Origin of the sequence: Lentzea flava, assembly GCF_014648475.1 — a bacterium.
GTDB lineage: Bacteria > Actinomycetota > Actinomycetes > Mycobacteriales > Pseudonocardiaceae > Lentzea > Lentzea flava.
Genome location: NZ_BMRE01000088.1, coordinates 1 through 21,345, shown reverse-complemented (window position 1 = coordinate 21,345; position 21,345 = coordinate 1). Strand labels below are relative to the sequence as shown.

The 21,345-nt window shown below is 66.7% G+C and carries 35 protein-coding genes; 10 read left to right on the top strand and 25 right to left on the bottom strand.

The genetic code is table 11. The features are described from left to right. Window positions 1–396: 396 nt before the first annotated feature. The 25 genes from rplO to rpsL all read right to left on the bottom strand — a co-directional run bounded on the left by rplO (window position 397) and on the right by rpsL (window position 14,930). Complete coding sequence (gene rplO, locus IEZ09_RS43730; RefSeq protein ID WP_189259765.1) at window positions 397–837, bottom strand: 50S ribosomal protein L15; 441 nt, start codon at window positions 835–837, stop codon at window positions 397–399. Next, on the bottom strand, window positions 834–1,016 hold the full coding sequence (gene rpmD, locus IEZ09_RS43725) for a 50S ribosomal protein L30 (protein ID WP_189259764.1): 183 nt from the start codon (window positions 1,014–1,016) through the stop codon (window positions 834–836). Before rpmD ends, rplO begins: the two co-directional genes overlap by 4 nt. A 2-nt stretch (window positions 1,017–1,018) precedes the next feature. Beyond that, a complete protein-coding gene (gene rpsE / locus IEZ09_RS43720) occupies window positions 1,019–1,627 on the bottom strand; it encodes a 30S ribosomal protein S5 (RefSeq protein ID WP_030473451.1) in 609 nt (202 codons plus the stop codon). A gap of 34 nt (window positions 1,628–1,661) precedes the next feature. Next, window positions 1,662–2,063, bottom strand: a complete 402-nt coding sequence (gene rplR, locus IEZ09_RS43715; RefSeq protein ID WP_229813468.1) for a 50S ribosomal protein L18 — start codon at window positions 2,061–2,063, stop codon at window positions 1,662–1,664. 1 nt (window position 2,064) lies between these two features. Continuing rightward, window positions 2,065–2,604 carry a 50S ribosomal protein L6 gene (gene rplF, locus IEZ09_RS43710; protein ID WP_189259763.1) on the bottom strand — a complete coding sequence of 180 codons (540 nt, stop codon included), beginning with the start codon at window positions 2,602–2,604 and terminating at the stop codon, window positions 2,065–2,067. Between the two features lie 16 nt (window positions 2,605–2,620). Continuing rightward, window positions 2,621–3,019, bottom strand: a complete 399-nt coding sequence (gene rpsH / locus IEZ09_RS43705; RefSeq protein WP_189259762.1) for a 30S ribosomal protein S8 — start codon at window positions 3,017–3,019, stop codon at window positions 2,621–2,623. Between the two features lie 127 nt (window positions 3,020–3,146). Beyond that, on the bottom strand, window positions 3,147–3,332 hold the full coding sequence (locus IEZ09_RS43700; RefSeq protein WP_109628763.1) for a type Z 30S ribosomal protein S14: 186 nt from the start codon (window positions 3,330–3,332) through the stop codon (window positions 3,147–3,149). A 4-nt stretch (window positions 3,333–3,336) separates the two neighbouring features. After that, window positions 3,337–3,900 carry a 50S ribosomal protein L5 gene (gene rplE / locus IEZ09_RS43695; RefSeq protein ID WP_189259761.1) on the bottom strand — a complete coding sequence of 188 codons (564 nt, stop codon included), beginning with the start codon at window positions 3,898–3,900 and terminating at the stop codon, window positions 3,337–3,339. Between the two features lie 2 nt (window positions 3,901–3,902). Next, complete coding sequence (gene rplX / locus IEZ09_RS43690) at window positions 3,903–4,217, bottom strand: 50S ribosomal protein L24 (RefSeq protein WP_030473457.1); 315 nt, start codon at window positions 4,215–4,217, stop codon at window positions 3,903–3,905. A gap of 2 nt (window positions 4,218–4,219) precedes the next feature. Continuing rightward, window positions 4,220–4,588, bottom strand: a complete 369-nt coding sequence (gene rplN, locus IEZ09_RS43685) for a 50S ribosomal protein L14 (protein WP_089949053.1) — start codon at window positions 4,586–4,588, stop codon at window positions 4,220–4,222. Window positions 4,589–4,657: 69 nt separating this feature from the next. Then, on the bottom strand, window positions 4,658–4,939 hold the full coding sequence (gene rpsQ / locus IEZ09_RS43680; RefSeq protein ID WP_189259760.1) for a 30S ribosomal protein S17: 282 nt from the start codon (window positions 4,937–4,939) through the stop codon (window positions 4,658–4,660). Continuing rightward, window positions 4,936–5,178: a 50S ribosomal protein L29 gene (rpmC, locus tag IEZ09_RS43675; protein WP_146358719.1), complete on the bottom strand. Its 243-nt coding sequence runs from the start codon at window positions 5,176–5,178 to the stop codon at window positions 4,936–4,938. The genes rpsQ and rpmC overlap by 4 nt, the downstream gene beginning before the upstream one ends. Further along, window positions 5,178–5,597: a 50S ribosomal protein L16 gene (gene rplP / locus IEZ09_RS43670; RefSeq protein ID WP_030473461.1), complete on the bottom strand. Its 420-nt coding sequence runs from the start codon at window positions 5,595–5,597 to the stop codon at window positions 5,178–5,180. The genes rpmC and rplP overlap by 1 nt, the downstream gene beginning before the upstream one ends. 3 nt (window positions 5,598–5,600) lie before the next feature. Next, complete coding sequence (gene rpsC / locus IEZ09_RS43665) at window positions 5,601–6,425, bottom strand: 30S ribosomal protein S3 (protein ID WP_189259759.1); 825 nt, start codon at window positions 6,423–6,425, stop codon at window positions 5,601–5,603. Next, window positions 6,425–6,823 carry a 50S ribosomal protein L22 gene (gene rplV, locus IEZ09_RS43660; protein ID WP_189259758.1) on the bottom strand — a complete coding sequence of 133 codons (399 nt, stop codon included), beginning with the start codon at window positions 6,821–6,823 and terminating at the stop codon, window positions 6,425–6,427. Before rplV ends, rpsC begins: the two co-directional genes overlap by 1 nt. 34 nt (window positions 6,824–6,857) lie before the next feature. Next, the gene (gene rpsS / locus IEZ09_RS43655) at window positions 6,858–7,139 is read right to left on the bottom strand and encodes a 30S ribosomal protein S19 (protein WP_015105260.1); all 282 of its coding nucleotides are present in this window, start codon (window positions 7,137–7,139) and stop codon (window positions 6,858–6,860) included. An 18-nt stretch (window positions 7,140–7,157) separates the two neighbouring features. Continuing rightward, a complete protein-coding gene (rplB, locus tag IEZ09_RS43650) occupies window positions 7,158–7,991 on the bottom strand; it encodes a 50S ribosomal protein L2 (protein WP_109628772.1) in 834 nt (277 codons plus the stop codon). Between the two features lie 19 nt (window positions 7,992–8,010). Then, window positions 8,011–8,310 (bottom strand): 50S ribosomal protein L23, encoded by a 300-nt coding sequence (rplW, locus tag IEZ09_RS43645; RefSeq protein WP_090046572.1) that lies wholly within the window; start codon window positions 8,308–8,310, stop codon window positions 8,011–8,013. Further along, complete coding sequence (gene rplD / locus IEZ09_RS43640; protein WP_189259757.1) at window positions 8,307–8,993, bottom strand: 50S ribosomal protein L4; 687 nt, start codon at window positions 8,991–8,993, stop codon at window positions 8,307–8,309. Before rplD ends, rplW begins: the two co-directional genes overlap by 4 nt. Beyond that, entirely contained in the window at window positions 8,993–9,643 is a 651-nt protein-coding gene (gene rplC, locus IEZ09_RS43635) for a 50S ribosomal protein L3 (protein ID WP_189259756.1), read from the bottom strand. The genes rplD and rplC overlap by 1 nt, the downstream gene beginning before the upstream one ends. A gap of 27 nt (window positions 9,644–9,670) precedes the next feature. Further along, the gene (gene rpsJ, locus IEZ09_RS43630) at window positions 9,671–9,976 is read right to left on the bottom strand and encodes a 30S ribosomal protein S10 (RefSeq protein WP_003938093.1); all 306 of its coding nucleotides are present in this window, start codon (window positions 9,974–9,976) and stop codon (window positions 9,671–9,673) included. 585 nt (window positions 9,977–10,561) lie between these two features. Next, window positions 10,562–11,755: an elongation factor Tu gene (gene tuf / locus IEZ09_RS43625; protein ID WP_189259755.1), complete on the bottom strand. Its 1,194-nt coding sequence runs from the start codon at window positions 11,753–11,755 to the stop codon at window positions 10,562–10,564. A 148-nt stretch (window positions 11,756–11,903) separates the two neighbouring features. Then, on the bottom strand, window positions 11,904–14,006 hold the full coding sequence (gene fusA / locus IEZ09_RS43620; RefSeq protein WP_189259754.1) for an elongation factor G: 2,103 nt from the start codon (window positions 14,004–14,006) through the stop codon (window positions 11,904–11,906). Window positions 14,007–14,083: 77 nt separating this feature from the next. Next, the gene (rpsG, locus tag IEZ09_RS43615; protein ID WP_189259753.1) at window positions 14,084–14,554 is read right to left on the bottom strand and encodes a 30S ribosomal protein S7; all 471 of its coding nucleotides are present in this window, start codon (window positions 14,552–14,554) and stop codon (window positions 14,084–14,086) included. A 1-nt stretch (window position 14,555) separates the two neighbouring features. After that, entirely contained in the window at window positions 14,556–14,930 is a 375-nt protein-coding gene (gene rpsL / locus IEZ09_RS43610; protein WP_030473471.1) for a 30S ribosomal protein S12, read from the bottom strand. 610 nt (window positions 14,931–15,540) lie between these two features. On the opposite strand from rpsL, the gene IEZ09_RS43605 reads away from it, so the two are divergent. From IEZ09_RS43605 to IEZ09_RS43560, 10 genes are all read left to right on the top strand, one after another. Further along, entirely contained in the window at window positions 15,541–16,116 is a 576-nt protein-coding gene (locus IEZ09_RS43605) for a YbaB/EbfC family nucleoid-associated protein (RefSeq protein WP_189259752.1), read from the top strand. Window positions 16,117–16,131: 15 nt separating this feature from the next. After that, window positions 16,132–16,476, top strand: a complete 345-nt coding sequence (locus IEZ09_RS43600) for a hypothetical protein (RefSeq protein WP_189259751.1) — start codon at window positions 16,132–16,134, stop codon at window positions 16,474–16,476. Window position 16,477: 1 nt separating this feature from the next. Next, entirely contained in the window at window positions 16,478–17,569 is a 1,092-nt protein-coding gene (locus IEZ09_RS43595; RefSeq protein WP_189259750.1) for a WXG100 family type VII secretion target, read from the top strand. A gap of 12 nt (window positions 17,570–17,581) precedes the next feature. Continuing rightward, entirely contained in the window at window positions 17,582–18,139 is a 558-nt protein-coding gene (locus IEZ09_RS43590) for a hypothetical protein (RefSeq protein WP_189259749.1), read from the top strand. A gap of 3 nt (window positions 18,140–18,142) precedes the next feature. Next, on the top strand, window positions 18,143–18,592 hold the full coding sequence (locus tag IEZ09_RS43585; protein ID WP_189259748.1) for an LppU/SCO3897 family protein: 450 nt from the start codon (window positions 18,143–18,145) through the stop codon (window positions 18,590–18,592). Window positions 18,593–18,618: 26 nt separating this feature from the next. Further along, a complete protein-coding gene (locus IEZ09_RS43580) occupies window positions 18,619–19,443 on the top strand; it encodes a phosphotransferase family protein (protein ID WP_229813467.1) in 825 nt (274 codons plus the stop codon). Window positions 19,444–19,484: 41 nt separating this feature from the next. Further along, window positions 19,485–19,784, top strand: a complete 300-nt coding sequence (locus IEZ09_RS43575) for a TFIIB-type zinc ribbon-containing protein (RefSeq protein ID WP_189259747.1) — start codon at window positions 19,485–19,487, stop codon at window positions 19,782–19,784. An 89-nt stretch (window positions 19,785–19,873) separates the two neighbouring features. Next, window positions 19,874–20,320 (top strand): hypothetical protein, encoded by a 447-nt coding sequence (locus IEZ09_RS43570; protein WP_189259746.1) that lies wholly within the window; start codon window positions 19,874–19,876, stop codon window positions 20,318–20,320. Then, the gene (locus IEZ09_RS43565) at window positions 20,317–20,754 is read left to right on the top strand and encodes a hypothetical protein (RefSeq protein ID WP_189259745.1); all 438 of its coding nucleotides are present in this window, start codon (window positions 20,317–20,319) and stop codon (window positions 20,752–20,754) included. Before IEZ09_RS43570 ends, IEZ09_RS43565 begins: the two co-directional genes overlap by 4 nt. A 128-nt stretch (window positions 20,755–20,882) precedes the next feature. Next, window positions 20,883–21,164: a DUF4287 domain-containing protein gene (locus IEZ09_RS43560; RefSeq protein WP_189259744.1), complete on the top strand. Its 282-nt coding sequence runs from the start codon at window positions 20,883–20,885 to the stop codon at window positions 21,162–21,164. Window positions 21,165–21,345: the final 181 nt, after the last annotated feature.

The following is a 21,345-nucleotide window of genomic DNA, read 5'->3' as shown; positions in this document are numbered from 1 at the left end:
AACTGTGTCAACTCAGCTGAGACTGAAGAGACACGCTTTTCGTCCGAGTTGACACCCCTGCCTGGCTGTGGCTCGCTCCTGGTGCGACTCGTGACGGGACCCCACCGCAAACGCAACCACCAACGCAACCGCCGGCCGCCCAAAGCAACAGGCGTGCCATCAACCCGCCCGCGGCGCTAACCCCCTGATCAGATTGCCGGGGGTCTGGGGGCAGAGCCCCCAGGGAAAGCACGCACCAGCAACCCGCCAACGCAAAACAACCACCTACGGACCCCGCGCACACGAACCCACGCGCAGCGCACGCTGCTGGACGCAGCGCACTCTGGACACCCGGAGACGCCAGAAGGGCCCCGAGGCGAAGCCTCAGGGCCCTTCAGACACATCTCAGCGAGACGTTCACGCCACGGTGGTGGACCCACCAGCAGCAGCGATCTTCTCCACAGCGCTCTTGGAGAACTTGTTGGCCGTGACGTCCAGCTTGACGCTGACCTCACCGTCGCCGAGCACCTTCACGAGCGAGCCCTTGCGGACGAGCCCGGCCAGCACCAGCGCGGCGACGTCGACCGAACCGCCCTCGGGGAACGAGGCAGCGATGTCGGAGACGTTGACGACCTGGTACTCGGTGCGGAACGGGTTGCGGAAGCCCTTGAGCTTCGGCAGCCGCATGTGCAGCGGCATCTGGCCACCTTCGAAGCGCGGCGAGACGTTCTTGCGAGCGCCCGTGCCCTTCGTACCGCGGCCGGCGGTCTTGCCCTTGGAGCCCTCACCACGACCGACGCGGGTCTTGGGGGTCTTGGCTCCGGGGGCGGGACGCAGGTCGTGAATCTTGATGGTCACGACTGGACCTCCTCGACCTCCACCAGGTGGCGCACGGCGTGGATCAGGCCGCGGACCTGGGGAGTGTCCTCACGCACGACCGACTGGCGGATCTTGCGCAGCCCGAGGGTGCGCATCGACTCGCGGTGGTTGTGCTTCGTACCGATGGTGCTGCGCACCTGGGTGATCTTCAGAGCCATGGTCAGACCCCCTGGCCCGCGCGAGCGCGGATCATGCCGGCGGGGGCGACGTCCTCGAGGGGCAGGCCACGACGGGCCGCGACCTCTTCCGGACGCTGCAGGCCCTTGAGGGCCGCCACGGTCGCGTGCACGATGTTGATCGCGTTGTCGGAGCCCAGGGACTTCGACAGCACGTCGTGCACGCCGGCGCACTCGAGGACGGCGCGGACAGCGCCACCCGCGATGACACCGGTACCGGCCGAGGCCGGACGCAGCAGAACCACACCAGCGGCCTTCTCACCCTGCACGGGGTGCGGGATGGTGCCGGCGATGCGAGGCACGCGGAAGAAGTTCTTCTTCGCCTCCTCGACACCCTTGGCGATGGCCGCGGGAACTTCCTTGGCCTTGCCGTAGCCGACGCCGACCATGCCGTCGCCGTCACCAACAACCACGAGCGCGGTGAAGCTGAAGCGACGACCACCCTTGACCACCTTGGAGACGCGGTTGATCGCAACCACGCGCTCGAGGTGGGGGGTCTTCTCCTGGGCCGCGCCGCCGCGGCCGCCGTCACGACGGTCGCGGCGCTCTCCGCGCTCGCCCCCGCCGCCTTCGCGACGCGTACGTCCTGGCATCAGGCGTCCCTCTCAATTCCAGTGATCATCATTGTCAGAACTCCAGCCCCGCCTCGCGAGCGGCATCCGCCAGAGCAGCGATCCGGCCGTGGTACGCGTTGCCACCGCGGTCGAACACGACCGCCGTGATGCCGGCGTCCTTGGCACGGGCGGCGGCCAGCTGGCCGACCTTGGCCGCGCGGGCCTTCTTGTCGCCTTCCAGCGCACGGACGTCGGCCTCCATGGAGGACGCGGACGCCAGCGTGTGGCCCTTCAGGTCGTCGATGATCTGCACGGTGATGTGCTTCGACGACCGGTGCACGACCAGGCGCGGACGCTCGGCGGTGCCGTTGACCTTCTTGCGGAGGCGGAAGTGGCGACGGGCCTTGGCAACACGACGCCTGGTGGAGATGTCCTTGCCCACCGGCTTGCGCTTCGTAACAGTCGACTCGCTCATGTCACTTACCCGTCTTTCCGACCTTGCGGCGGATCTTCTCGCCCGCGTACCGCACACCCTTGCCCTTGTACGGGTCGGGCTTGCGCAGCTTGCGGATGTTGGCGGCGACCTCACCGACCAGCTGCTTGTCGATGCCGGAGACGGAGAACCGGGTCGGGGTCTCCACCGCGAAGGTGATGCCCTCGGGGGCCTCGACCTTCACCGGGTGGGAGTAACCGAGCGCGAACTCGAGCTCAGAGCCCTTGAGCGCGACGCGGTAACCGACACCGTGGATTTCCATCTTCTTCTCGTAACCCTGGGTCACGCCGACGACCATGTTGTGCACGAGCGTGCGCGACAGGCCGTGGAGCGCGCGGTTGCGGCGCTCGTCGTTCGGGCGCTTGACCTCGAGGGTGCCGTCTTCGGCCTTCTCCAGGCTGATCGGCTCAGCGATCGTCAGAGTCAGGGTGCCCTTCGGGCCCTTGATGCTGACGTCCTGGCCCGCGATGTTCACGTCGACCCCGGCGGGGACGGTGATCGGCAGCTTTCCGATGCGCGACATGCCTAATCCCCCTTTCTCACCAAACGTAGGCGAGGACTTCTCCGCCCACGCCTGCCTTGTTGGCCTGGCGGTCGGTCATGAGACCACCAGAGGTCGAAATGATCGCCACACCGAGGCCGCCGAGAACCTTCGGCAGGTTGGTGGACTTCGCGTACACGCGGAGGCCGGGCTTGGACACGCGGCGGAGGCCGGCGATGCTGCGCTCCCGGTTCGGGCCGTACTTCAGCTCGACGACGAGGTTCTTCGCGACCTCGCCCTCCTCGTCGCGGTACGAGGCGATGTAGCCCTCGCGCTTGAGGATCTCGGCGATGTTGGCCTTCAGCTTCGAGTGCGGCATCACGACCTTGTCGTGGTAAGCCGAGTTCGCGTTCCGCAGACGCGTCAGCATGTCTGCGATCGGGTCGGTCATCGTCATGGTGACCTGGTCAACCTTTCTCGCTGCGGTTCCCTCGCTCAGGGTCCAGACCTGCCCCCGTCCGAAGTGGACGGGGAGCAGGACGGTCGTGTGCGGGCCTACAGCGAAGTGATGTAGGTAAAGCTCTTTACCAGCTGGACTTGCTCACGCCAGGCAGCTCACCGCGGTGAGCCATCTCGCGCAGGCAGATCCGGCAGAGGCCGAACTTGCGGAACACCGCGTGGGGGCGGCCGCAACGCTGGCACCGGGTGTACGCCCGGACCTTGAACTTCGGCTTCTTCGCGGCCTTGTTGATCAACGCCTTCTTGGCCATCGACTCAGTTCTCCTTGAACGGGAAGCCCAGGAGCTTCAGCAGCGCCCGGCCCTCCTCGTCGTTCGTGGCGGTGGTGACGACGGTGATGTCCATGCCGCGGGGACGGTCGATCGAGTCGGGGTCGATCTCGTGGAACATCGACTGCTCGTTCAGACCGAACGTGTAGTTGCCGTTGCCGTCGAACTGCTTGCCCGAGAGGCCGCGGAAGTCGCGGATACGGGGCAGCGCGATCGTCAGCAGGCGGTCCAGGAACTCCCACATGCGGTCGCCGCGCAGCGTGACGCGCGCGCCGATCGGCATGCCCTCGCGCAGCTTGAACTGCGCGATGGACTTGCGGGCCCGACGAACCTCGGGACGCTGACCGGTGATGATCGAGAGGTCCTTGACGGCACCCTCGATCAGCTTGCCGTCACGGGCGGCGTCGCCGACACCCATGTTGACGACGACCTTCACGACGCCCGGGATCTGCATCACGTTGGCGTAGTTGAACTGCTTCTGCAGCTCGCCGGTGATCTCCGCGCGGTAGCGGGTCTTCAGCCGGGGCACGATCTTCTCTGCGGTAGTCATGCTCAGATGTCCTTCCCGTTACGACGGGAAATGCGGACCCGCTTGCCCTCGTCGTTCGTACGGTAACCAACACGGGTCGGCTTGCCGTCCGAGTCGACCACCATCACGTTGGAGACGTTGATCGGGGCTTCCTGGGTCACGATGCCACCGGACTGCGCGCCACGCTGGGTCTGCGTGATCCGGGTGTGCTTCTTGATCCGGTTGACACCCTCGACCAGGACCTTGCCGGTCTCCGGGTAGGCCTGGATGACCTTGCCCTTCGCGCCCTTGTCCTTGCCGGCGATGACGACGACCGTGTCGCCCTTCTTCACCTTCATGGTCAGAGCACCTCCGGAGCCAGCGAGATGATCTTCATGAACTTCTTGTCGCGCAGCTCGCGGCCGACCGGGCCGAAGATGCGGGTACCGCGGGGCTCGTTGTCGTTCTTGATGAGCACGGCGGCGTTCTCGTCGAAGCGGATGTACGAGCCATCCGGACGACGGCGCTCCTTGACGGTGCGGACGACGACCGCCTTGACGACGTCACCCTTCTTCACGCCGGCACCGGGGATCGCGTCCTTGACGGTCGCGACGATGATGTCGCCGATGCCCGCGTAGCGGCGGCCAGAGCCACCGAGAACACGGATGCAAAGGATCTCCTTCGCACCAGTGTTGTCGGCGACGCGAAGCCGCGACTCCTGCTGAATCACTTACTTGCTCCTGACCATTCCTGGCCCGCCGGATTTCCGACCCGACGGGCTCGGTCTGTCGTAAAGGACTTACTTGGCCTTCTCGAGGACCTCGACGAGCCGCCAGCGCTTGGTGGCCGACAGCGGTCGGGTCTCCATCAGCAGGACGCGGTCGCCCACGCCCGCCGTGTTCTCCTCGTCGTGCGCCTTCACCTTGGTGGTGGAGCGCATGACCTTGGAGTAACGCGGGTGCTTCTTGCGGTCTTCCAGCGCAACCACGATCGTCTTGTCCATCTTGTCGGACACGACGAGGCCCTCGCGGACCTTGCGGTCGTTGCGCTTCTCGGTCTGAACTTCGTTGCTGTCGGTCATGCCGCACCCTCACCAGTGGATTCCGGCGAAACGGAGAGCCCGAGCTCCCGCTCCCGCATCACGGTGTAGATCCGGGCGATGTCGTGCCGGACCGTGCGCAGCCGCCGGTTGTTGTCGAGCTGGCCCGTGGCCATCTGGAAGCGAAGGTTGAAGAGCTCTTCCTTCGACTCCTTCAGACGCAGCACGAGCTCTTCCTCGGTGAGCTCACGCAGCTCGGAAGCGGTGGTACCCGCTGCCATCAGAACTCACCACCCTCACGCGTAACGATGCGGCACTTCATCGGGAGCTTGTGGATCGCGCGGCGGAGCGCCTCGCGAGCGACCTGCTCGTTCGGGAAGGCCATCTCGAAGAGGACGCGACCCGGCTTGACGTTGGCCACCCACCACTCCGGCGAACCCTTACCGGAACCCATGCGGGTCTCGGCCGGCTTCTTCGTGAGCGGACGGTCCGGGAAGATGTTGATCCAGACCTTGCCGCCACGGCGGATGTGGCGAGTGATGGCGATACGAGCGGACTCGATCTGCCGGTTCGTCACGTAGGCCGGCTCCAGAGCCTGGATGCCGTACTCACCGAAGGTGACCTTCGTGCCGCCCTTGGCAGCACCCGACCGCTTGGGGTGGTGCTGCTTGCGGTGCTTGACCCTGCGCGGGATGAGCATGACTCAGCTCTCCGTCTTCTCTGCAGCAGCCGGGGCCTCGCTGACGGCAGCGTCAGCAGCGGCACGACCGGCCTCGGTGCTCGTCGCGGTGGTGCCGCTGGCACCCGAGCGACGGGCCCGGTTCGGACGCTCGCCGCGGTCGCGGCGCGGGGCGCGCTCGGCCGAGGGGGCCGCGTCGCGCTCACGCTTGGCGGAGATGCCGCCGACCACGTCACCCTTGTAGATCCACACCTTGACGCCGATGCGGCCGAACGTGGTGCGGGCCTCGAAGAAGCCGTAGTCGATGTCGGCGCGGAGCGTGTGCAGCGGCACGCGGCCGTCGCGGTAGTGCTCCGAGCGGGACATCTCGGCGCCGCCCAGGCGACCGCCGCACTGCACGCGGATGCCCTTGACCTGCGGCGAACGCATGGCCGACTGAATGGCCTTGCGCATCGCGCGGCGGAAGGCAACGCGGTTGGACAGCTGCTCGGCGACACCCTGTGCCACGAGCTGCGCGTCCGACTCGGGGCTCTTCACCTCGAGGATGTTCAGCTGAACCTGCTTCTTGGTGAGCTTCTCGAGCTCACCGCGGATGCGGTCCGCCTCGGCACCGCGGCGGCCGATGACGATGCCCGGCCGGGCGGTGTGGATGTCGACGCGAACCCGGTCACGGGTGCGCTCGATCTCCACCTTGGAGATACCGGCACGCTCCATGCCGCGCGAGAGCAGCCGACGGATCTTGACGTCCTCGGCCACGTACTCGGCGTACTGCTTGTCTGCGTACCAGCGGGACTTCCAGTCGGTGGTGATCCCCAGCCGGAAGCCGTGCGGGTTGATCTTCTGGCCCACTACCGCGTTCCCTTCACGCTGGTCTTCTTGGGACGAGACTCCACCTCGATGGTGATGTGGCTCGTCCGCTTGCGGATCCGGTACGCGCGGCCCTGGGCACGCGGGCGGAAACGCTTGAGGGTCGGACCCTCGTCCACGTAGGCCGCCGACACCCAGAGGGTGGCGGGGTCCAGGGACAGGTTGTTCTCGGCGTTGGCCATGGCGCTGGCGAGCACCTTCGCGACCGGCTCAGAAGCGGCCTGGGGCGCGAACTGGAGCACGGCCAGGGCCTCGCTGGCGTTACGACCCTTGATGAGCTCGACGACGCGACGGACCTTCATGGGGGTGTCGCGGACGTAGCGAGCCCGAGCCACGGCGCGCGGAAACTCCTGCGCCTCAGCGTCCTTACGGGCGTTCATCGCTGCTTTTCCCTTGCTCTTCTCAGTTCGACGCCTAGCGGCGACGAGACTTCCGGTCGTCCTTGATGTGGCCCTTGAAGGTGCGGGTCGGGGCGAACTCGCCCAGCTTGTGCCCGACCATGGCCTCGGTCACGAACACCGGGACGTGCTTACGGCCGTCGTGCACCGCGATGGTGTGGCCCAGCATGTCCGGGATGATCGTGGACCGGCGGGACCACGTCTTGATGACGGTCTTCTTGCCCGACTCGTTGAGAACGTCCACCTTCTTGAGCAGGTGGTCGTCCACGAAGGGGCCCTTCTTAAGGCTGCGAGGCATCCTTCACTCCCTCCCTGCTCAGCGCTTCTTACCGGTGCGACGACGCCGGACGATGAGCTTGTCGCTTGGCTTGCGGCGGCGGGTACGACCCTCGGGCTTACCAGCCGGGTTGACCGGGTGGCGACCACCGGAGGTCTTGCCCTCACCACCACCGTGCGGGTGGTCAACGGGGTTCATGGCGACACCACGCACGGTGGGCTTCTTGCCCTTCCACCGCATGCGGCCGGCCTTGCCCCAGTTGATGTTCTGGTGCTCGGAGTTGCCGACCTCGCCGATCGTGGCGCGGCAGCGGACGTCCACGTTGCGGATTTCGCCCGAGGGCATCCGCAGCTGGGCGTACGGGCCGTCCTTCGCCACGAGCTGGACCGAGGCGCCAGCCGAGCGGGCGATCTTCGCACCGCCGCCGGGGCGGAGCTCGATCGCGTGGATCACGGTGCCGACCGGGATGTTGCGCAGCGGCAGGTTGTTACCCGGCTTGATGTCGGCCTTGGGGCCGTTCTCAACCGTGTCGCCCTGCTTCAGCTTCTCCGGTGCGACGATGTAGCGCTTCTCGCCGTCTGCGTAGTGCAGCAGCGCGATGCGCGCGGTGCGGTTGGGGTCGTACTCGATGTGAGCGACCTTGGCCGGCACGCCGTCCTTGTCGTTGCGGCGGAAGTCGATCAGGCGGTAGGCCCGCTTGTGACCGCCACCCTTGTGCCGCGTGGTGATCTTGCCCGACGCGTTGCGGCCGCCCCGCCCGTGCAGCGGGCGGATCAGCGACTTCTCCGGAGTCGACCGAGTGATCTCGGCGAAGTCGGAGACGCTCGCACCGCGACGACCGGGGGTCGTCGGCTTGTACTTGCGAATGCCCATCTCTACGCAGTCCTCGTCATCAGGCGGCAGGGCCGCCGAAGATCTCGATCGGCTTGCTGTCCGAGGACAGGGTCACGATCGCGCGCTTCGTGTCCTTGCGCTTGCCGAACCCGGTGCGGGTGCGCTTGCGCTTGCCCTGCCGGTTGATGGTGTTGACGCTGACGACCTTCACGCCGAAGACCTTCTCCACGGCGATCTTGATCTGCGTCTTGTTCGAACCCGGCGCCACCAGGAAGGTGTACTTGTTCTCCTCGAGAAGCCCGTAGGACTTCTCGGAGATCACCGGCGCGAGCAGGACGTCCCTGTGGTCGGGGATCACTTCGAGGCCTCCTCGTCCACTGCGACCGCCACGGCCTCAGCGGAGCCGGCACCGTGCTGGGCCTTGCTCGCCAAGAACACGTCGAGCGAGTCCTTCGTGAACACCACGTCGTCGTTGACCAGCACGTCGTAGGTGTTGAGCTGGTCGGGAGCGATCACGTGCACGTGCGGCAGGTTGCGCACGCTGACCCACGCGACCTCGTCGGTGCGGTTGAGCACCACGAGAACGCGACGAGCCTGGGTGACCGACTCGAGCACCTTGCGGGCCGTCTTGGTCGACGGGGTGTCCCCGTCCACCAGGCCGGACACCACGTGCACCTGGTTGGCGCGAGCGCGGTCAGAGAGGGCGCCACGCAGAGCGGCGGCCTTCATCTTCTTGGGCGTCCGCTGCTCGTAGTTGCGCGGCTGCGGACCGTGGACGGTGCCACCGCCGGCGAACTGCGGAGCGCGGGTCGAGCCCTGGCGAGCACGGCCGGTGCCCTTCTGGCGGTACGGCTTCTTGCCACCGCCGGAAACCATGCCGCGGGTCTTCGTGGCGTGCGTGCCCTGGCGAGCCGCGGCCTGCTGGGCCACGACGACCTGGTGCAGCAGCGCGACGTTCGCCTGCGCGTCGAACACGGAAGCCGGCAGCTCGACAGAGCCGGCGGACTTGCCGTCCGGGGTGCGGATCTCAACCGTGGACATCAGGCACCACCCTTCGCGGCCGTCTTGACGAACACCAGACCGCCCTTGGGACCGGGAACGGCGCCCTTGATGAGCAGCAGGCCGTTCTCAGCGTCGATCTTGTGCACCTTCAGGTTCTGGGTCGTGACGCGCACGTGGCCCATGCGGCCGGCCATGCGCAGACCCTTGAAGACGCGACCCGGGGTGGCGCAGCCACCGATGGAACCCGGCGAGCGGTGCTTGCGCTGGGTGCCGTGGCTGGAGCCGAGGCCCCGGAAGTTGTGGCGCTTCATGACACCCGCGGTGCCCTTGCCCTTGCTGGTGCCGGTGATGTCGACAACAGCGCCGGCCTCGAACACCTCAGCGGTGATCTCCTGGCCGACCTCGTACTCGCCGGCGTCCGTCGTGCGCAGCTCCACCAGGTGGCGACGGGGCGTGACCCCGGCCTTGGCGAAGTGGCCCGCGACGGGCTTGTTGACCTTGCGCGGGTCGATCGCGCCGGTCGCCAGCTGGATGGCCGTGTAGCCGTCCTTCTCCTCGGTGCGAACCTGGGTGACGACATTCGGCTCGGCCTTCACGACGGTCACCGGGACGACCCGGTTGTTCTCGTCGAAGACCTGAGTCATGCCGAGCTTGGTGCCCAGGATGCCCTTGATCTGCCTGTCAGACATTGGTCCGTTACTCTCCGCGCCCAACGCTTACTGGATGTTGACGTCGACGCTGGCCGGCAGGTCGATGCGCATGAGCGCGTCCACCGTCTTCGGCGTCGGGTCGAGGATGTCGATCAGTCGCTTGTGCGTGCGCATCTCGAAGTGCTCGCGCGAGTCCTTGTACTTGTGCGGCGAGCGGATGACGCAGTACACGTTCTTCTCGGTGGGCAGCGGCACCGGCCCGACGACCCGAGCGCCGGTGCGCGTCACGGTCTCCACGATCTTGCGCGCTGACGCGTCGATCGCTTCGTGGTCGTAGGCCTTGAGCCGGATGCGGATCTTTTGTCCCGCCATGATGGCTTGCCGTTCCTCTGCTTCTCGTACCGCTGCGGTGCGGTGCCTCGGATGAGGCCTGTTACAGCCTCTTGGCGCGCTCCGCCCCTGTTGAAGTGTCATGGTGCCCGGTCCACGCGGTCGGGCGTGTCGCGCCCGGTGCGCATACCGGTCCCACTCAAGGTCTCCCCGGTGGGATTGGGCCTACCACAGCCCATGCACCCTGATGCCCATCTCCGCAAGGAGGCGTTCACTAACAGGGCGCGGACGCTCGGTGAAGGACACAGGCACACACGAAGTGGCTCGGCCTTCGTCGAGCAACCCGTAAAGGATGCCACACGGGCGTGAGGCGGTCCAAATCGGGGTGGGTGACTTGGAGGCAGATCACGTGCGGATCTTGGCCGGTGAACCGTTCGATCCGTCGCGTGTGGACCGACGACTCCGGCGGTTCCGTTGTCCGGCAACACAATCCCGCGCCTGATCTGCCCACGCTCACCCGTGCGCGGTGTGACGTGAGCTGACGCACACATCACGTCTTACAACGACGAAGGCCGGGCCAACGAAGCGTTGGCCCGGCCTTGCGCCGAACTGCTGGCTACAGCTGGGTCACTTGACGATCTTGGTGACCGAGCCGGCGCCGACGGTGCGGCCACCCTCGCGGATCGCGAAGCGGAGGCCCTCGTCCATGGCGATCGGCTGGATCAGCTTGACCGACATGAAGGTGTTGTCACCCGGCATGACCATCTCGGTGCCCTCGGGCAGCGTCACAACGCCGGTCACGTCCGTGGTCCGGAAGTAGAACTGCGGACGGTAGTTGTTGAAGAACGGCGTGTGGCGGCCGCCCTCGTCCTTGGACAGGATGTAGACCTGAGCCTCGAACTCGGTGTGCGGGGTCGTGGTGCCCGGCTTGACGATGACCATGCCGCGCTCCACCTCCTCGCGCTTGATGCCGCGGAGCAGCAGAGCGGCGTTGTCGCCGGCCTGGCCCTCGTCGAGGAACTTCTTGAACATCTCGATCGAGGTGACCGTCGTCTTCTTCGAGGTCTCCTTGATGCCGACGATCTCGACCTCTTCGTTGACCTTGATGATGCCGCGCTCGATACGGCCGGTGACGACCGTGCCACGACCGGTGATCGTGAAGACGTCCTCGACGGGCATGAGGAACGCCTTGTCGACCTCACGCTGCGGCTCCGGGATCGCGGAGTCGACAGCCGCCATGAGCTCGAGGACGGACTTGCCCCAGGTCTCGTCGCCCTCCAGCGCCTTCAGCGCCGAAACGCGCACGACCGGCAGGTCGTCGCCCGGGAACTCGTACTCGGAGAGCAGCTCGCGGACCTCGAGCTCGACGAGCTCCAGGATCTCCTCGTCGTCGACCATGTCGGCCTTGTTGAGCGCGACGACGATGTAGGGGACGCCGACCTGGCGGGCCAGGAGGACGTGCTCCTTCGTCTGCGGCATCGGACCGTCGGTCGCCGCGACCACCAGGATGGCGCCGTCCATCTGCGCCGCACCGGTGATCATGTTCTTGATGTAGTCGGCGTGACCGGGGCAGTCGACGTGCGCGTAGTGACGGTTCTCCGTCTGGTACTCGATGTGCGCGATCGAGATCGTGATGCCGCGCTGCTTCTCTTCCGGCGCCTTGTCGATCTGGTCGAACGCGAACGAAGCGTTCACATCGGGGTACGCGTCGTGCAGAACCTTGGAGATCGCCGCGGTCAGCGTGGTCTTGCCATGGTCGATGTGACCGATGGTGCCGATGTTGACGTGCGGCTTCGTCCGCTCGAACTTCGCCTTCGCCACTGGATTGTCCTCCTGGACTTCTTCTTTGCTGGTCCGGCGGGCAATGTAGTGGCCGCCCGCCGGACTGACACGTCAGGGTCGGGATTGCGGACCCCAGGGAGTCACCCCCGGAGAGCCCGCGGTGGAACTGCGGTGCTCCGGTGTGGGGTTACTCCCCAGTCGCCTTCGCGATGATCTCCTTCGAGACGTTCGCGGGAACCTCTGCGTAGGAGTCGAACACCATCGAGTAGTTGGCACGACCCTGGGTCTTGGACCGCAGGTCACCCACGTACCCGAACATTTCCGACAGCGGGACCAGCGCCTTGACGACACGGGTACCACTGCGCTCCTCCATGGCCTGGATCTGGCCACGGCGGGAGTTCAGGTCGCCGATCACGTCGCCCATGTACTCCTCGGGCGTCGTGACCTCGACGGCCATCAGCGGCTCGAGGATCGCCGGGGAAGCCTGACGAGCAGCTTCCTTCAGCGCCATGGAGCCGGCGATCTTGAACGCCATTTCCGACGAGTCGACCTCGTGGTAGGCACCGTCGAGCAGCGTCACCTTCACGCCGACCAGCGGGTAGCCCGCCAGCACGCCGTACTGCATCGCGTCCTGTGCACCCGCGTCGACCGACGGGATGTACTCACGCGGGATGCGACCACCGGTGACCGCGTTGACGAACTCGTAGAGCGCGCCGTCCTCGGTCTTCTCCAGCGGCTCGAGGTCGATGAGGACCTTGGCGAACTGGCCGGAACCACCGGTCTGCTTCTTGTGCGTGTAGCTGTACTTCTCGACCTTCTTGCGGATGGTCTCGCGGTACGCCACCTGCGGCTTGCCGATGTTGGCCTCGACCTTGAACTCGCGGCGCATGCGGTCCACCAGGATGTCCAGGTGGAGCTCGCCCATGCCGGCGATGATCGTCTGGCCGGTCTCCTCGTCCAGGTTGACCCGGAAGGTCGGGTCCTCCTCGGCGAGCTTCTGGATCGCGGTGCCCAGCTTCTCCTGGTCGGCCTTCGTCTTGGGCTCGATGGCGACCTGGATGACCGGCTCCGGGAACGTCATCGACTCGAGGACGATCGGGTTGGCCGGGTCGGCAAGGGTCTCACCGGTCGTCGTGTCCTTCAGACCGATCACGGCGTAGATGTGACCGGCGATGGCCTCGGTGACCGGGTTCTCCTTGTTGGCGTGCATCTGGAAGATCTTCCCGATGCGCTCCTTGCGGTCCTTGGTCGCGTTGACGACCTGGGTGCCGGAGGCGACCTTGCCCGAGTAGACCCGGATGTAGGTCAGCTTGCCGAAGAACGGGTGCACGGCGATCTTGAACGCCAGCGCGGAGAACGGCTCGCTCGAGTCGGCCTTGCGGAAGGCCGGCGTCTCGCCGTCCTGCAGCGTGCCCTCGACCGGCGGGAGGTCCAGCGGCGACGGCAGGTAGTCGATGACCGCGTCGAGCATGGGCTGAACGCCCTTGTTCTTGAACGCGGAACCGCACAGCACCGGGTAGGCGGTGCCGTCGTGGACGATCTTGCGGATACCCGACTTGATCTCCTCGACGGTGAGGTCACCCTCCTCCAGGTACTTCTCCATCAGCTCCTCGGACGTCTCGGCGACGGCCTCGACGAGCTGCTCGCGGTACTCCTGCGCCTTGTCGACGAGGTCGGCCGGGATCTCCTCGACCGTGTAGTCCTCGCCCTTCTGCACCTCGCCACGCCACGTCAGAGCGCGCATCTCGACCAGGTCGACGACGCCGATGAAGTCGCTCTCGGCACCGATCGGGATCTGGATCGGCAGCGGCTTCGCGCCGAGACGCTCCTGGATCGTGCGGATGGTGAAGTAGAAGTCCGCGCCCAGCTTGTCCATCTTGTTGACGAAGCAGATGCGCGGGACGTCGTACTTGGTCGCCTGCCGCCAGACCTGCTCGGACTGCGGCTCGACGCCCTCCTTGCCGTCGAAGACGGCAACGGCGCCGTCGAGGACGCGCAGGTTGCGCTCGACCTCGACGGTGAAGTCGACGTGGCCGGGCGTGTCGATCAGGTTGATCTGGTGGTTCTTCCAGTAGCAGGTCGTCGCGGCCGACGTGATGGTGATGCCGCGCTCCTGCTCCTGCTCCATCCAGTCCATCACGGCAGCGCCGTCGTGGACCTCGCCGATCTTGTAGCTGATCCCCGTGTAGAAGAGGATCCGCTCAGTCGTCGTGGTCTTGCCCGCGTCGATGTGGGCCATGATCCCGATGTTGCGGACCTTGGCAAGATCAGTGAGCACGTCCTGTGCCACGGGTCTTTCCCCTGTCTTGAGCTTGTCAGCTCACTAGGGCTGGGAGCACCCGGCTCCTCGCGGAGCCGGGCGTCACATCACCAGCGGTAGTGGGCGAAGGCCTTGTTGGACTCGGCCATCTTGTGCGTGTCCTCACGGCGCTTGACGCTCGCACCGAGACCGTTGCTCGCATCGAGCAGCTCGTTCATCAGACGCTCGACCATGGTCTTCTCACGACGCTGCCGCGAGAAGGTGATCAGCCAGCGCAGCGCCAGCGTGGTGGCACGGCCGGGCTTGACCTCGACCGGGACCTGGTAGGTCGCGCCACCGACGCGGCGGCTCTTGACCTCGAGAGCCGGCTTCACGTTGTCGAGCGCGCGCTTCAGCGTGACGACCGGGTCGGTGCCGGTCTTCTCGCGAGCACCCTCGAGCGCTTCGTAGACGATCTTCTCGGCCACCGAGCGCTTGCCGTCGATCAGCACCTTGTTGATGAGCTGGGTCACGAGCGGCGAGCTGTAGACCGGGTCGGAGATCAGCGGCCGCCTGGGGGCCGGTCCCTTGCGGGGCATCTCAGCTCTTCTCCTTCTTCGCGCCGTAACGGCTGCGAGCCTGCTTGCGGTTCTTCACACCCTGGGTGTCGAGAGAGCCACGGATGATCTTGTAACGAACACCCGGCAGGTCCTTCACACGACCGCCGCGCACGAGCACCATCGAGTGCTCCTGGAGGTTGTGGCCCTCACCGGGGATGTACGCCGTGACCTCGATACCGCTGGTCAGCTTGACGCGAGCGACCTTGCGCAGTGCGGAGTTCGGCTTCTTGGGGGTGGTGGTGTAAACGCGGGTGCACACACCGCGCCGCTGCGGCGAGCCCTTGAGGGCCGCCGTCTTCTGCTTCGCCACCTTGTCCTGGCGGCCCTTGCGGACCAGCTGCTGGATCGTTGGCATTCGCCGGCTGCTTCTTCCGTCTTTGCGGGTTCGCCTCGCGGTTCACCCTCGTGTTTCTTGATCCCTCTCTGCACCCGAGGTCGGGCGTGTCGCCCGCTCCCAAGGTCCACAGGCAACAGTTCACGCCAACAACGGCTTCAACTGTCCCTGCGAGTGGAGGACACCACGGCCTCACGGGCACGCGGAGCGGCCCGACATGGGTCGGGCACGAGTAGCAAAGATACCCGCCCACGTCTACCTGGGTCAAAACGGGGGTGGCGTGCTCGCACGTCCAGTAGACATGCCTGCCACGAAGTTCGGCTGAGCGGGGGGCACAAGCGTTGTGGCGGCGGTGGATCGTGCCGTGCGTGCTCACGGCTCTGTGCGTGGCAGGTCTCACAGTGCTCGTCGGGCCGCCGAGGACCGAGGACCGCTCGCCGGTCGGCGACTGCTACGCGGTGGTCACGCCCTGTGCCTGATGCTCGACCTGCGCGAGGTCGACCTTCTACTCGCAGCCGGCCACCACGATCTGCCCGACGAAGCCGTGAAGATCACCAAAACGGACGTACCGCGTTGGTGCATGCAGTAGACAGGGCCCGCCACATGAAGGGTCTATCCGGAGGAAGCGGCTTTGTCACAGCCCACAGCCGACTCGGTCGCCGAGGCGAGCCGAAAAGCCGAGCAACGCATCGCGGGCTACCAGACCATGAAAGAGGAGATGTCAGCGCTGCGCACAGCGGTGACATCACCCGACCGGGCAGTCACCGTCGTGGCGGGACCCGGTGGCTCGATCCTGAACGTGGAGTTCCGTCCGGAGGCGCTGAGGCTCTCACCACAGGTGCTCGGTCGCGCCGTGACGGGGACGATCCAGCAGGCCGTCGCGCAGTCCGCCCGTGCCTCCGCCGAACTCGTGCAGCGGTTCGCGGGTGACCAGATCGACATCGCCGCGCGGGTGAACAAGGTGCAGGAGGACGTCTTCGGCGCGCCGCCCGAGCTGCCCCCGGCCCCACCACCCGTTTCGGACGGTTCGGTCCTGCAGCGCGCGCAGACGCGGCATGTGCCGCCACCGCAGATGCAACGGCCACCGATGCCCCCTCCTCCTCCGCAACACCGGATGCCACCGCCTCCGCCCGTCAGACCACAGCGGCCGGGACCACCGCCACGAGTGGAAGACGACGACGAGGGCTTCGGCTCGATCCTGCGCTGATTTGGGGAAACTGCGATGACGTTCGGTGTCGACGCCGAAGCGGTGATCAGCTGTGGCCGGGAGATCTCCGGGCTCGCCGGCAAGGCGGGCGAGATCAAGGCCGCCGCGGAGAAGGCAAGGGTGCCGGAGCAGTCGTGGGGACTGCTCGGGCAGGCGCTGACCTACAGCGAGTACGTGGGGCTCATGGACGGCTTCATGGAGCACATGGACAAGATGGTCGAGAGCATGACCAAGGTCGGCGACCAGCTCTCGTTGACCGGCGAGCACTATCGCGACGTGAACGACGCGGTGCGCGACGCGTTGGACGAGCTCAGCCGCAAGCTCGACGCGGCGCCGTCGGCACCGAAGGTGGGTGGCTGACGTGGCGGAGCCCGAGTTCCCGGAGGACGTCAAGACCGCGGAGGAAGCCCGCGAGGACAACTACTGGACCAACCAGGAGGGCGGCGGGGACGGCCTGATCAAGGGCCAGGGCCTGGGCGGTGCCTGGGAGGAGAGCTCCTTCAAGGAGGACTTCGACAAGGCGTGGGACGCAGCCGCGGGACTGATCAGCGGCGATGCGAACGTCGCCGAGGCTGTCGGTGACATCGAGGGCTTCGTCTCGGGACTGCCGATCGCCGGGTTGATCGCCGACCCGTTGCACACCCTGCTGACCTTCGGACTCGGCTTCCTGATCGACGTGATCAAGCCGCTCGACGACGCGCTCAAGCTCGTCACCGGCGACGAGGAAGAGCTGAAGAACGCCGCCGAGGAGTTCGGCGAGGTGTCCAAGAAGCTCGAAGAGCTCGCGAAGACCTTCAAGGACAAGATCGGTTCCGGTCTGTCGTCGTGGCACGGTCAGTCCGCCGACGCGGCTCGCGAGCGCCTGGTCGAGTTCGGCACCGGCATCGAGGAGACGAAGGGCGTCGCGGACAGCATCGTCACGCTGCTCGAAGGCAGCGCGGCGTTGATGAAGACCGCATACGACCTGGTGATGGACCTGATCGCGTCGCTGATCGAGTGGTTGATCATCACCTGGCTGGCGGCACAGGCCGCCGCGGTGCCGACGCTCGGAGCGTCCGAGGTGGCCGCCGCCGCCGCGACCACCGCCGAGGTCGCGGTGGCGACCACCCGCGTCAGCCGGATCGTGCAGCGGGTGACCTCGGTGCTGCAGAAGATCGGCAAGGTCCTGAAGGTGCTGTCCGGCAAGCTCGCGGGCCCGAAGTGGTGGCGCACCACCGCGGAGAAGTTCGCGGGCAAGGACGCCATGGAGACGTTCCGCGGTGTCGACAAGGCGGGCAACGTGATCGGCCCCGGCGGGTGGAAGGGCTCCGCCCAGCAGTTCGGCAAGGACGCGCTGAGCAACGCCGGCACCACGTTGCTGGACAACGCGAAGTCCGACGGAAAGGGCGTCTACGACATGGTGACCGACGACGGTCCCGACCACGAGGACATCAACCGCAAGCTCTCGATCTGACGGAAAGCGGCCATGACTTCCCCTGCTCAGCGATGGCACCAGGAACACACGCAGCACCATCCCGTCGGCAAGAAGCCGAAGATCACCAAGCTGGGGATCGTCGTGACGACGGTCTTCCTCCTCGGCCTGGGGGTGGTCGGGTACTTCTCGTTCGGCAACGACCCCGGCGTCGGTGACTGCGCGGAAGCGAAGAGCCAGTCGCGCGAACGACTCGACTTCGTGAAGTCGGACTGCTCCGCCCCGCAGGCGATGTACAGGCTGGCCGAGTCGTCCACGTCGTCGAGCCCGACATGTCCTGACGGCGACTACGTCAAGGACACCGGCAAGTCCACTCGCAAGTCCCAGCGCAAGCGGCGGGACTGCTACACGCTCAACGTGCGCGAGGGCGACTGCCTGACGCTGACCTCGGTCGGCGAGTTCACGTTGCACCAGCGAGCCGCATGTGGACCGTCGACGAGCAAGGTGACGAAGGTCGTCGACGGCAAGTCGGACGAGAAGCTGTGCAACAGCGACGACGACTCGCACGTCTACTCGAAGCCGGCTTCGACCATCTGCATCTCGAAGGTGTGACCGATGAAGACGACCGCCCTGCTCGCCGCACTGACGCTCGTGCTCGCCGGGTGCTCCGGGTGGCACGAGCAGGCCGGCGTCGGTGAGTGTGCGAAGCAGATCGACGTGAACGACACGAGCGTCGACATGGCCGAAGTGGACTGTTCGTCGCAGGAGGCCGCGTACCGCGTGTCATCGCGCGAGAAGCGGACGATGTGCCCGACCGGCGACTACCTAGACGAGACGTCGGGCCGGTCGAGGAGGACGGGCAAGACGCGGTACTGCTACGTGCTGAACGTCAAGGAAGGCGACTGCCTCAAGGCGACCAACCAGTACTTCCAGAAGGTGAGCTGCGGTACCGGGACGCGCAAGGTGACCAAGGTCGTCGACGGCAAGTCGGACCGCATGTTGTGCGCCGGACAGGACTCGAAGACGTACTCGCAGCCGCAGCGGACGATCTGCATCACCAGGTGAATCTCGGCTCCTGCTTGACTGTGGTGGTGGACGACCTGATCGCGGCAATGGCCTCGCTGACCGGCTCCTCCTCCGATCCCGAGGTGCTCGGCGGCGACCGCGGTGACGTCGTGGTGGTGCGCGTCGGCGACGCGGTCGCGAAGGCGCACCCCGCGGACACCGACGTGGAAGCGCTGCGGCAACGGCTGGAGATAGCGGCGGCGCATCCCGAACTGATGCTGCCGCCGCTGAAACCGCTGCAGTTCGTGGAGGACCGGCCCGTCACGGTGTGGCCGTACGGCACGCCGGTGAGCCAGGCGGACCCCGACGCGGCGCCGTGGGAGGAAAGCGCGGCGCTGCTGGCGCGGCTGCACGCGCTGCCCGCGCAGGGCCCGGTGGCGGGCGCTCCGGAACGAATCGTGCGGGCCATCAAGGCCATGCCACCCGATCTGGCGAACGCCGACGTCGTCTTGGAGGCCTTCCAATCCCTTCCGCCGTTGGACATGAACGGCCGTGCACTGATCCACGGCGACTGGCACCTCGGACAGCTGGTGCACCGGGGCGCGTGGCGGCTCATCGACGTCGACGATCTGGGGGTCGGCGATCCGGTGTGGGACCTGGCCCGACCTGCGGCTTTGTTCGCCGCGGGCATCCTTCCGGGTGATCTTTGGGCGCGGTTCCTCAACGCCTACCGTGAAACGGGAGGTGTGGCGCTGCCGACATCGGAATGGGAGGCGCTCAACATCCCGGCTCAGGCGTACGTTGTGCAAATGGCAGCGCGGGCACTCGTGACCGGTCTGCAGGCAGTGGAACCGCTGGTCGAGGCATGTCGTCGGATCATCGCGACCCACGGCAACGGCGACCGCGGCTAATATCGTTTTTGTCCGGTCCCACCCAGGAGGGCTCACCAACGATGCAGTGTCCCAAGTGTCATGCGAACATGCGCACGTTCGACCGCATGGGCGTTCACATCGAGCAGTGCGACGGCTGCCGCGGGGTCTTCCTCGACTACGGCGAGCTCGAGTCGATCACCCGCCTCGAGGCCCAGATGCACACGCCGCCGCCCGCCGCACCGGCCCCGCCGCCCGCCGCGTACCCGGCCCAGCCCGCCTGGGGCGCCGCGCCGCAGCAGATCCACCACCACCACGGCGGCCACGGCTACTACGGCCACCGCAAGCACCACGGCCTCGCCGGCCTCTTCTTCTCCTCGTGAGCCGGTAACGGCCCCGGATCCCTGCTCCGGGGCCGTTGACGACTACCGAAAAACAGGGCGATAATCGGTAGTCAACGGGAGGAGTAGCCATGTCTGTCGCGACCGAGGCCGCCCAGATCCGGGACCTCTTCGAAACGATCGAAGAGATCGAGTCCGTTGCCTCATCCCTGGCAGAAGACGACGAACGCCGCCACAAGCTGGACGGCGTGGTAGCCCGCACCCTCCGCCAAGCCCCACCCGTCCGCCCGGTGGTGGCAGGCGAGCTGCTGGACCTGACCGAAAAAACCGTGAAGGCCTGGGCCCGCGAAGGCGTGCTGGCCATCCACAGCCAAGAACCGCGCATGCTCCTCGACACCGTGCGCCTCCACGAGGTCCTCCACCTCGTGTCGGACCTCCGCCGCGCAGGCAAAACCCGCGGCCTCATCGACGAAGTCCACCGCCGCCTCAGCGACCAGTCCCTCCTCGACCGGTCCGACCTCGCCTCGTCCTTGGACGAGATGCGCAGCGGCAAGGGACGCGTGGTCCGCCCAGTTTGATCCAGGTAGTAGAAACCCACACAGCCCACGCCCAGGCCAACGGCCTCCGCGGCCGCGCCCGCCTGGCCTACGAACGCTTCCTGGACGACCTGTCCCACTCGGGCTGCGCAGCCCTGGGCTACCGCGTGACAGGCCCGGAACCCCTCCCGCGCCTCTGCGTGAAGCATCTACGAGGCGCCGACCGCGTAGTGGTCGCCTTCCCGTCCCCCGACGTCGTGTGGGTGCTGCTCGTGGGCCCACACGACGACGACCCCGGCCTCGACCTCTACGAAGCCCTCTACGAGATGGCCGGGGTGCGGCCGAGGTTGTCGGAGAAGCGCACCAAACCCCGCTGCTGCACCGACGAGTCCGGCATCCCGCCCCTGGTGGACGAGCACCTCGTGGACGACCTGGTGATCCGAGCCCGAGCCCTGGCCCGCGCCCGCCGCCGCTAGAGCCCCCGATCGAACCCGACCTGGTCCGCACTCGGCTCGGAGTGCAGACACCGATCCCACCGACAAATTTTCTTGTCAAGACAGGGATCGTTGTCCTACGCTCGGTTCAACGACGAACGGAGACCACGATGTCTTTCCAGGCCTACCTCGACGGCGCCGAGAAGAAGACCGGCAAGACCCCCGCGGAGCTGCTGGCGGAGGCGGCAGGACGCGGATACGACGCCACCACCAAGGCGGGCGTGTTCCTGGAGTGGCTCAAGACCGACTACGACCTGGGCAGAGGCCACGGCATGGCGCTGTACCACGTGCTCAAGAACGGGCCGGAGATCAGCGACAAGCACGTGGGCAGCAAGGGCAGCCACCGAGACGAGTCGACGACGCTCCGCCTGGACGGCATGGCCAACCGCTGAGCACGCTCGCGCAAGGGTCCCCTTGGATTTCGGCTCCCCCGCGTCCCAAGGTACAGAGCGGGTCTGACACTGCAGCTGGTCTCAACCGCGAAGGCGAAGGCGGAGCCGAGCCCACCGCAAAGGCGAAGGCGGAGCCGAGCCCCAAGCGATGGCGCAGCCGAGCAGTCCTTGGCATACCGGG